Origin of the sequence: Rosenbergiella sp. YN46 (assembly GCF_036620675.1) — a bacterium.
Classification (GTDB): domain Bacteria; phylum Pseudomonadota; class Gammaproteobacteria; order Enterobacterales; family Enterobacteriaceae; genus Jejubacter.
The window spans coordinates 1-7,518 of record NZ_JAZHEE010000065.1 but is presented as its reverse complement, the minus strand read 5'-3'; the positions used below and the strand labels follow the sequence as shown (position 1 = coordinate 7,518).

General features: G+C 47.2%; 9 protein-coding genes, 2 tRNA genes and 6 pseudogenes. 8 read left to right on the top strand and 9 right to left on the bottom strand.

From position 1 onward, the window contains the following. Positions 1-164 precede the first annotated feature (164 nt). Both V3W49_RS22220 and V3W49_RS22215 read right to left on the bottom strand, forming a co-directional pair. On the bottom strand, positions 165-455 hold the full coding sequence (locus V3W49_RS22220; protein WP_500148131.1) for a type II toxin-antitoxin system RelE family toxin: 291 nt from the start codon (positions 453-455) through the stop codon (positions 165-167). Then, positions 445-699 carry a type II toxin-antitoxin system RelB/DinJ family antitoxin gene (locus V3W49_RS22215; protein WP_000104338.1) on the bottom strand — a complete coding sequence of 85 codons (255 nt, stop codon included), beginning with the start codon at positions 697-699 and terminating at the stop codon, positions 445-447. Before V3W49_RS22215 ends, V3W49_RS22220 begins: the two co-directional genes overlap by 11 nt. A gap of 231 nt (positions 700-930) precedes the next feature. Here V3W49_RS22215 and V3W49_RS22210 point away from each other — a divergent pair, with 231 nt between their 5' ends. Next, positions 931-1,248, top strand: a complete 318-nt coding sequence (locus V3W49_RS22210; RefSeq protein WP_500148129.1) for a helix-turn-helix domain-containing protein — start codon at positions 931-933, stop codon at positions 1,246-1,248. On the opposite strand, the gene V3W49_RS22205 is transcribed toward V3W49_RS22210, so the two are convergent. The 3 genes and pseudogenes from V3W49_RS22205 to V3W49_RS22195 form a co-directional block, all read right to left on the bottom strand. After that, a complete protein-coding gene (locus V3W49_RS22205) occupies positions 1,148-1,516 on the bottom strand; it encodes an Rpn family recombination-promoting nuclease/putative transposase (protein ID WP_500148128.1) in 369 nt (122 codons plus the stop codon). The genes V3W49_RS22210 and V3W49_RS22205 overlap by 101 nt on opposite strands. Positions 1,517-1,675: 159 nt before the next feature. Continuing rightward, a pseudogene (locus tag V3W49_RS22200) lies at positions 1,676-1,867 on the bottom strand (transposase family protein); the annotation flags it as partial. A 142-nt stretch (positions 1,868-2,009) separates the two neighbouring features. Next, positions 2,010-2,230: pseudogene (locus V3W49_RS22195) on the bottom strand (IS66 family transposase); the annotation flags it as partial. 172 nt (positions 2,231-2,402) lie between these two features. Here V3W49_RS22195 and V3W49_RS22190 point away from each other — a divergent pair. After that, positions 2,403-3,100, top strand: a protein-coding gene (locus tag V3W49_RS22190; RefSeq protein ID WP_500148127.1) for an IS1 family transposase whose coding sequence is annotated in 2 segments (ribosomal slippage) — positions 2,403-2,652 and positions 2,652-3,100 — 699 coding nt in all. Because the reading frame shifts where the segments join, the coding sequence is not laid out codon by codon here. Here V3W49_RS22190 and V3W49_RS22185 read toward each other — a convergent pair. The 3 genes from V3W49_RS22185 to V3W49_RS22175 all read right to left on the bottom strand — a co-directional run bounded on the left by V3W49_RS22185 (position 3,094) and on the right by V3W49_RS22175 (position 4,796). Then, positions 3,094-3,378 carry an EAL domain-containing protein gene (locus tag V3W49_RS22185; protein WP_500148125.1) on the bottom strand — a complete coding sequence of 95 codons (285 nt, stop codon included), beginning with the start codon at positions 3,376-3,378 and terminating at the stop codon, positions 3,094-3,096. The genes V3W49_RS22190 and V3W49_RS22185 overlap by 7 nt on opposite strands. 66 nt (positions 3,379-3,444) lie before the next feature. After that, complete coding sequence (locus tag V3W49_RS22180; protein ID WP_500148124.1) at positions 3,445-4,104, bottom strand: 50S ribosomal protein L11 methyltransferase; 660 nt, start codon at positions 4,102-4,104, stop codon at positions 3,445-3,447. Continuing rightward, entirely contained in the window at positions 4,101-4,796 is a 696-nt protein-coding gene (locus V3W49_RS22175; protein WP_500148123.1) for a class I SAM-dependent methyltransferase, read from the bottom strand. Before V3W49_RS22175 ends, V3W49_RS22180 begins: the two co-directional genes overlap by 4 nt. A gap of 136 nt (positions 4,797-4,932) precedes the next feature. On the opposite strand from V3W49_RS22175, the pseudogene V3W49_RS22170 reads away from it, so the two are divergent. The 6 genes and pseudogenes from V3W49_RS22170 to V3W49_RS22145 all read left to right on the top strand — a co-directional run bounded on the left by V3W49_RS22170 (position 4,933) and on the right by V3W49_RS22145 (position 7,176). After that, positions 4,933-5,856 (top strand): annotated as a pseudogene (locus tag V3W49_RS22170) (IS5 family transposase). Positions 5,857-5,911: 55 nt separating this feature from the next. Beyond that, positions 5,912-6,094: pseudogene (locus V3W49_RS22165) on the top strand (IS110 family transposase); the annotation flags it as partial. Positions 6,095-6,228: 134 nt separating this feature from the next. Then, positions 6,229-6,548 (top strand): annotated as a pseudogene (locus tag V3W49_RS22160) (type II toxin-antitoxin system RelE/ParE family toxin). Then, on the top strand, positions 6,538-6,822 hold the full coding sequence (locus V3W49_RS22155; protein WP_080860922.1) for a helix-turn-helix domain-containing protein: 285 nt from the start codon (positions 6,538-6,540) through the stop codon (positions 6,820-6,822). The pseudogene V3W49_RS22160 and the gene V3W49_RS22155 overlap by 11 nt, the downstream one beginning before the upstream one ends. A gap of 124 nt (positions 6,823-6,946) precedes the next feature. Further along, positions 6,947-7,023 (top strand) — tRNA-Ile (locus V3W49_RS22150). A gap of 77 nt (positions 7,024-7,100) precedes the next feature. Further along, a tRNA-Thr gene (locus V3W49_RS22145) sits at positions 7,101-7,176 on the top strand. Positions 7,177-7,288: 112 nt separating this feature from the next. Here V3W49_RS22145 and V3W49_RS22140 read toward each other — a convergent pair. Then, positions 7,289-7,518, bottom strand: a pseudogene (locus tag V3W49_RS22140) (hypothetical protein); the annotation flags it as partial.

The window sequence follows — 7,518 nt, the reverse complement described above, 5'->3', positions numbered from 1 at the left end:
GGTCTGACGCCGGATGAATCAGAACGATTGTTCTGGAAAAACTCTAAAGCTGTGGCCAGTTTTTGTTGACCACTACAAGGTCCGGTAAAGGCGCTTCTGAATACCAGAGATATTTCTGGCGAAACCCACCTTGAGGTAGGTTATGTATGAGCGTGATAGTTATTTTATAAAAGACGCTTTCTGGCCGTTTCATAGGCTTTTTCGTCTTCCCGTTTACCTACCGCGACCACCCATATAACAATCTCGTCATTGATGACCTTGTAAATCAAACGAAAACCGGATGCTCTCAGCTTTATTTTAAAGCAACCTGCCAGATCACCATGCAGCCGGGCTGATTCCACATAAGGGTTTTGCTGAAGCTTTTTTAGCTTCTTTTTGAATTGCTCGCGGATCGTTTTTTCGAGCTTATTCCATTCCTTAAATGCCCTTTCGTCAAATTCAACATTAAAGGTCATCAACGTTAACCCTGATCCGTCTGGCCGGATTTTTCAGTCTTTCCCGAACGACTGCAAGAATATCAGCGTCCTCATCATCTTCGCTCACCATCACTGAGACTTCAGCAAAGGGGAGTTTTTCGTTCTCTGCGACATACCGCAGGAACAGACGAAGAGCGTCTGAAGGTGACAGATTCAGTTTTTCAAAGGCCTGATAGGCGTCTTTTTTCAGTTCGTCATCAACGCGGATTTGAATTGTGCTCATTGCTCGTACTCCGGTTATATCGTGTACAGTTATTATACATACACTACAGATGTAATTACAAATGTAGTGCGTTTTTTACTAACCAGCAATTAACATCCTCCCCGCCCTAAATGAACTGCACCCCAAAAGTTGGACACTAACTGAGTAAGGTGCATTTTAATGGGCAAACCACGATAAACGCTGGAATTTCGCATTGCGGTCGTAAAGTATTATCTCTCTGGTCAGGGCGGGATGAAGAGGGCCGCTGCGCATTTTGGCCTCCACAACTCCACTGTCAGCCATTGGGTCGCCTCGTGGCAGCTGCATGGCATACCCTTCTCCAGCCCTTTCTGTTCCAGTCGTTGTGCAATCGTCATTAAAATCTCCACGTGTTGCGGTGACCGGTGTGCCAGTTCCTGCAGGAAGGCTTCGGGTCTGGCCGTGTCTCCTGTCTGCAGCATCCATTTCATTAACGTGACCAGCTGCTCATCGGTAGTGTGTAACCCGCAGTCAGCAGGGTGGCCAGATGTTCGGTCAACTCAGCCTGGTCGCGGGTTTGTGCGTGCTTGAGCATCAGCTCCAGCAGGGCCATCCGGCGGTGCTTCATGATTTCATCGTCATCGATGGCGCCGACATCGATGAGGGGAAAATCACCGGTATACAGTTTTCGTGCAGTTCCCGGACTGGTAAACAGCTCGGTCCAGTTCAGCGTGTAAGGCCAGGGGCTGCCACGACCGTGGGAAAACAGCAGCGGAATAACCCGCGGCAGCTGCTCATGACCGGCGTCCTGGTGTTTCTGCATGTCGGCAATTGAGTACCACATGAGTCTGAGTGCCATATGCCTGTCCGGACTGCTCTGGTGCTCAATGATGCGGGGGTTGAACATATCATCCTAGCGGCGTTGCTGTGGGGGTGTAGCGGTAACCGGCCTCATCCCGCGGGTCATTAGCCGGCAACACGTATCCACCCAGTCGGTGAGCATCGCCCGGTTAAGGTACATGATTCGAGGGACATCGGTTTCAACCAGAGTGGCTAACTGGCTGGTATCAAGGTGATGCCATTTGCGATGTCGGTGGTCGTGCACAGGGCAGTTTTTACCGCAGATCGGGCAGGATAATGACGTGTTTTCAGCGATACCGACGAATTGAGCGGTCGTGGTGTTCGACGTGGTCAACGAAAGGTATTCCACCTAGGCTTGTTCGTGTTGCGGGGCTATCTCCGTTAACACTTGTTGTGAGTGCGGAACCACTCATGGCCGCACGTAAACGCCGCAAAGAACATCCTCGCGGCAGGACATTGTCGCCTGGCTGTAGGAATTCCCTTCCTTTCGAGGGGAGGATGTCAATGTACTTGCCCGTTAGCACGCGGACCAGCAGACCTGGTCCGGTGATACCCTATCGATGGGACGTGATGGTGCAGGTACTTCAACAATGCAGTCTCATCGGGTTTAGGCTCTGACCGTACCGATTACTTTCAGGGGGCCGGAGACCAGTTCCTGCTGTTCCGCATTGACTCCACTGAGGTATTTCATATCACTGCCGCAACCAGGGCACGGGTTTACGCTTACGAATGATCTTACCTGTAACGCAGTTAATACACGGTGCGATGCCCGAATCTCCCAGAAAACTATTCAGGGGCAACGGTATTGATATGAAATTAACGAATATACGGTAATGCTGCCAACTTACTGATTTAGTGTATGATGGTGTTTTTGAGGTGCTCCCGTGGCTTCCATCTCCATCAGTTGTCCCGTCTGTTCAGCTACTGAAGGCGTGGTGCGTAACGGTAAAAGCACTGCCGGACATCAGCGCTATCTCTGCTCTCACTGCCGTAAAACATGGCAGCTACAGTTTACTTACACCGCCTCTCAGCCCGGTACACACCAGAAAATCATTGATATGGCCATGAATGGCGTCGGATGCCGTGCCAGTGCCCGCATTATCGGCGTTAGCCTCAACACGATTTTACGGCACTTAAAAAACTCAGGCCGCAGTCTGTAACCTCACGTATACAACCGGGCAGTGACGTCATTGTCTGCGCTGAAATGGATGAACAGTGGGGTCACGTTGGCGCGAAATCACGCCAGCGCTGGTTGTTTTACGCTTATGACAGGATACGCAGGGCGGTTGTGGCGCACGCCTTCGGAGAACGCGCTCTGGCCACGCTGGAGCGTCTTCTGAGCCTGCTGTCGGCCTTTGATGTGGTGGTATGGATGACGGATGGCTGGCCGCTGTATGAATCACGCCTGAAGGGAAAGCTGCACGTTATCAGCAAACGTTACACGCAGCGCATTGAGCGACATAACCTGAATCTGAGGCAGCATCTGGCAAGGCTGGGCAGGAAACCACTGTCGTTCTCAAAGTCGGTGGAGCTGCATGACAAAGTCATCGGGCATTATCTGAACATAAAACACTATCAGTAACTTGGAGTCATTACCGGGCTGGCATAGTAATAACCCTGAATGTAAGGCACCTGATTTTTTATCAGCCAGTCAGCCTGATGTGCGACCGTTATGCCCTCGGCAATGGAGGTCAGCCCCAGCCGTCTACTGCGGCCCAAAAGGTTGTCCAGTACCGGCGTGTCGGCTCCGGCCGATTTCAGGCTGTCGATGAATATTTTGTCAATTTTCAGGTAATCCACCGGCAGACTCTGAAGCAGGCTCAGTGAGCAGTAGCTCGTACCAAAATCATCCACGGCCAACTGGCTGCCTTTCTAGCGTAGCCCATGAAGATAGGCAGGGATTTGCTAAAGTTTTTTTCTAATAATCTATCGATAGATTTGATAAAAAGCCCACCAAATACCAAATTTTTCCTCCCTGTATTCATTAAATTTAACACTGTTTTTTTTAAGTGTTTCGTAAAACACGCTAACAGGACCAAATTCTGCAAAAGTCATAAACATTAAACCGCCTGGTTTTAAATAATCTCGATACTGAGAAAACAAAACATCACCATAGCTTTCAATGGAATGCCCGTTTGTTTTACTTTTTGGCCAAGCTCTGGCTGATATTGGACCATTTGCAAAAATATAGTCATATCTTCCTTTGATATTGCCAAATATATTACTTTCAATAAATTGAATATTCGTTGCACCATTAGTTTTTGCATTATTTAAAGCCTGCAGAAGAATCTTATCTTCTATATCCGTAGCGACAACTGAAGCTGCGCCTTTTAATTTTGAATATATTGCAAAAAAACCACTGCCTGTTCCCAGGTCCAGCACTTCTTTACCGTGAAAATCATAATCTCCAATTGATTTTAAGAGCAACGGTGTAGAGTGAGTTATCTCGGGATCAGGAAGAAAAATATAAGGAGGGACAGTTAAAGTTACACCCGCTAAATCCATCGTTATAACGATATTATTAGTGTGCCTTTTTTCTTCTTCTGATAGCCATCTCTCGATGTATTGGGTAACGTTTTTTTTCACGCATCACTCCTTGTTAGTATAAGTTGAAGATAGGATGGATAACTCCAGCCTGGTACATTAATATGCTTTTTTCTCAGGCACATAAAACCAGTACGACCAATTACATCAAGGATGGTATCATATGACCAGTATATATCACTAAATATTAGATGTTCATTGACTTTATCGTAAATTGTAGTGTCAAGTTTAGAACCATCCTTGTAATTTAAATGCGTTGCGACACATGAATAATACCTGTGTTTTTTATGGATATATAAAGGATGGTTAATGGTAATTATAAGCATTCCTTTCATCAAAAGGAGCGAATAAAGTTTTTTAAATAAAGTCTCTAACTCCGAGGTGTTTTCCATGCAATTAACAACATGATTACACATTATTATATTGAATTTTATATCAATATCATTGAGGATCGTTATGTTTGTAAGGTCATTCTTTTTCCTGAATGTTTTTTCCTGTTCTAATGATATATCATGGTAATACCACCTGAAATTATTGTGCGGTACTAAATGAGATAGTATCAAACCATCACCTCCACCGAAGTCAAGAGCCAAACTATTATGTGGTAGACTATTCTTGTACTCAGTAAGCACCTCCATGCAGGCCGGGATGATAACCTTTTCTTTCTCCTCCCTGATTTTTGAGGAAAATTTTTCTGCTATATCTATCCATTGTTTTGACTGTGTATAGCCCATGAGTTTTTCTCAATGAGGAGTGTTCTGATAACAGATAGCACAAGCTTCTACTTTAGCAAGGCTTTGTTGAATAAATCGAACTTTTGCTGAGTTTAAGGATCAGATCACACATTCTCCTGATAACACAGGCAGTCCCGTGGCAAAGCAGACATTCAGAATCACCAATTGGCGTCACTACAACAAAGCCCTTATCAACCGTGGCTCTGTCACCTTCTGGCTGGACAATGAAGCGGTTAAGGCCTGGTACGAAACTGCAACCCCGTCATCACGGGGGTGACCTCAGCGCTATTCTGACCTTGCCATTACCACCGTTCTGATGATTAAACGCGTATTCCGGCTGACCCTCCGGGCCGCGCAGGGCTTTATTGATTCCATTTTTGCCCTGATGGGGGGCCCTTTACGCTGCCCGGATTACACCAGTGTCAGCAAGCGGGCGAAGTCGGTCAATGTTAGTTTTAAAACGCCTACCCGGGGTGAGATAGCCCATCTGGTGATTGATTCCACCGGGCTGAAAGTCTTCGGTGAAGGAGAGTGGAAAGTCAAAAAACACGGCAAAGAACGCCGTCGCGTCTGGCGAAAGCTGCACCTTGCTGTAGATGCAAAAACACATGAAATTATTTGCGCAGACCTGTCACTGAACAATGTAACGGACTCAGAGGCGTTCCCCGGGCTAATCCGGCAGACACATCGAAAAATCAGGACGGCAGCGGCAGACGGAGCTTACGATACCCGGTTGTGTCACGATGAACTGCGGGGTAAGAAAATCAGGGCCTTAATTCCTCCCCGAAAGGGGGCAGGTTACTGGTCGGGGGAGTATGCAGACAGGAACCGTGCAGTTGCAAATCAGCGACTGAGCGGAAGCAATGCCCGGTGGAAATGGACAACAGATTATAACCGGCGGTCGATAGCGGAAACGGCGATGTACAGAGTAAAGCAACTGTTCGGGGGGACTCTGACACTGCGCGATTACGATGGTCAGGTAGCAGAGGCTTTGGCCATGGTGCGTACGCTGAACAAAATGACGAAGGCAGGTATGCCAGAAAGCGTGCGTATTGCCTGAAAATCCGGCCGCTACGGGGATGCTTACCCGAAATCTGATTTATTCAACAAAGCCGGCCACCGTCGTTGCTACTGGCCATAATCCAGTAATCAAGCAATTCTACGTTCGTCTTGTCGATTCAGGGAAAGTTAAAAAAGTCGCATTGGTCGCTTGTATGAGGAAATTACTAACGATACTGAATGCAATGCTCAGAAAGGAGGAAGAATGGGATCCTAAGTACCATTCGGTCAATCCATAAAGTCTGTCCCATACGCTTCAATGCAGGAATATCTGTCAGGACATATCGCTCTGATTGGTTAATGGCGCCTCAAATAATAACCCTTGAGTTATTATAACGTATAACTTATAATCCCTGCTTACAAGGGGATTCACATGTACGAACTAATTTTCCACCCCGACGCTGAAAGCGAAATTTATGAACTCGAGCCTGTTATGCAGGCAAAAGCTCTTAAAGGACTTGAAAAGCTTGAAGCAAAAGGACCAGAGCTAAGGTATCCGGATACAGACATCATCGATGGTGGATTGTTCGAGTTACGAGTTGGCCGCAAAGACATAACCAGAACATTTTTGCTTACGCCAAAGGACGCAGGATCTACATATTAAGAACGTTCATCAAGAAAACCCCTAAGACGCCAAAAGCTGAGATAGCGCTGGCTAAGTCAAGATGGGAGGAGTTGAAAGATGGCAGTTAAAGGTATCAGATTTTCAGAAATTAAAGCGAAAGCGCTTGCAAACCCTGAAGTCAAAAAGGCTTACGAGGAAGAAACACAGGAAGAAGAGCTTCGAGCAGTCCTGGTCGAAATGAAATCCAAATCAGGATTGACCAGCACAGAAATTGCTGCACGCATGGGGGTCAGTCAGCCAGCAGTAAGTCGACTTGAGAGAAACGTGTCAAGTGCAAGCCTCTCAACTTTGCAGCGCTACGCAGCTGCATGCGGAATGCACATTAAATTGTCTCTGAGTTAACTTTTTTTCATGTCTGTTTTGGCTACTTTTAGCGACATTTAGAATCGCAGAAACGGGAGCTGGCAACAATAAAAAGCCATTCGATTTGCATGGCTAGTTTCGGTTGTGTACTATTTCGTCCCCCGGCCCTTTAGCTCAGTTGGTTAGAGCAGTCGGCTCATAACTGATTGGTCGCTGGTTCAAGTCCAGCAAGGGCCACCAAACCGCCACTAGCTCATCGGGAAGAGCGGCAACCAGGTGTTGTAGTACGAGGTTCGAGGCCCCGGTGGCGGTCCAACGCCGACTTAGCTCAGTAGGTAGAGCAACTGACTTGTAATCAGTAGGTCACCAGTTCGATTCCGGTAGTCGGCACCATACTTATCACTAAAAACGCATTCCACCCAAGCCATTACTCTCTGCTGGCTTCTTTTTATCTACCATCTGACCTGCTCCCCGCTGACTACCCGTTGCGCCATGATTTTATCGTTCAAGACAGTTGCTCCCGGTGAGTTCTTCGCGGCAAGGGCAGAGGAGCAACGGCGTGGCGGAAGGAGAAGGGCGGAGACAAAAGTTTTTGCGATCCTTCGCAAAAAGTTTTGGCGGAGTGCATTTCACCCTTCGGATGACGACACGGCGGTGCTTTGATACTGGTCACCGGCAGTTTGTTGATTTTGGAAATATTGGAATAAGCCGTACCGAAATCATCCAGGGCAATAC

Coding starts and splice junctions, on each gene's coding strand:
- V3W49_RS22220 (WP_500148131.1), bottom strand. CDS start 455: ATGACCTTTAATGTTGAATTTGACGAAAGGGCATTTAAGGAATGGAAT.
- V3W49_RS22215 (WP_000104338.1), bottom strand. CDS start 699: ATGAGCACAATTCAAATCCGCGTTGATGACGAACTGAAAAAAGACGCC.
- V3W49_RS22210 (WP_500148129.1), top strand. CDS start 931: ATGAAGAGGGCCGCTGCGCATTTTGGCCTCCACAACTCCACTGTCAGC.
- V3W49_RS22205 (WP_500148128.1), bottom strand. CDS start 1,516: ATGGCACTCAGACTCATGTGGTACTCAATTGCCGACATGCAGAAACAC.
- V3W49_RS22175 (WP_500148123.1), bottom strand. CDS start 4,796: ATGGGCTATACACAGTCAAAACAATGGATAGATATAGCAGAAAAATTT.
- V3W49_RS22155 (WP_080860922.1), top strand. CDS start 6,538: ATGGCAGTTAAAGGTATCAGATTTTCAGAAATTAAAGCGAAAGCGCTT.